The organism is Rothia sp. HMSC062H08, assembly GCF_001810775.1.
In the GTDB taxonomy this organism is placed as follows: Bacteria; Actinomycetota; Actinomycetes; order Actinomycetales; family Micrococcaceae; genus Rothia.
This window is the reverse complement of sequence record NZ_KV802674.1, coordinates 49,350-49,812: the sequence shown is the minus strand read 5'-3', so window position 1 is coordinate 49,812 and position 463 is coordinate 49,350. Positions and strand designations below refer to the sequence as shown.

At 52.5% G+C, this 463-nt stretch carries 1 tRNA gene and 1 pseudogene; both read left to right on the top strand.

Going from position 1 to position 463, the window contains the following annotated elements:
* Positions 1–114 precede the first annotated feature (114 nt).
* Positions 115–202: transfer RNA gene (locus HMPREF2765_RS07470), tRNA-Ser, on the top strand.
* A gap of 119 nt (positions 203–321) precedes the next feature.
* Positions 322–441 (top strand): annotated as a pseudogene (locus tag HMPREF2765_RS09405) (type II toxin-antitoxin system VapB family antitoxin); the annotation flags it as partial.
* Positions 442–463 lie beyond the last annotated feature (22 nt).

Here is a 463-nt window from a genome sequence, read left to right as displayed (position 1 = left end):
CACAAGCATCCATAAATGTGCTTTCTGTTATTTTTATTGCTCAGGGCTTGCATGCTTAGCAAAAGCGTAGTAAGGTTTTATTTGTTGCCTACGCAATGCGTAGAAAACATAGCTGGAGGATTCGCCTAGCGGCCTATGGCGCACGCCTGGAACGCGTGTTGGGTTAACACCCTCGGAGGTTCAAATCCTCCATCCTCCGCCACCGAATCCCCGGTCTTAGAATCTAAGACCGGGGATTTTTTATACCCCTTGGTACTATTTCTTCAGAACCCCACGGTTACACGTGCCGCCGAGGCGCCCCATACCTGAGAAAGCACCACCATGATTTTCAAAAAAGTAGGCGATAGTCGCCCCTACCCCCAGCACGGCATGACCCACGCCGACTGGGGAGGAATCCCGCCGCAGCGGGTACGCCTCGACACCCTTATCACCACCCAAAAACAGGGGCACAAGCATCCATAAA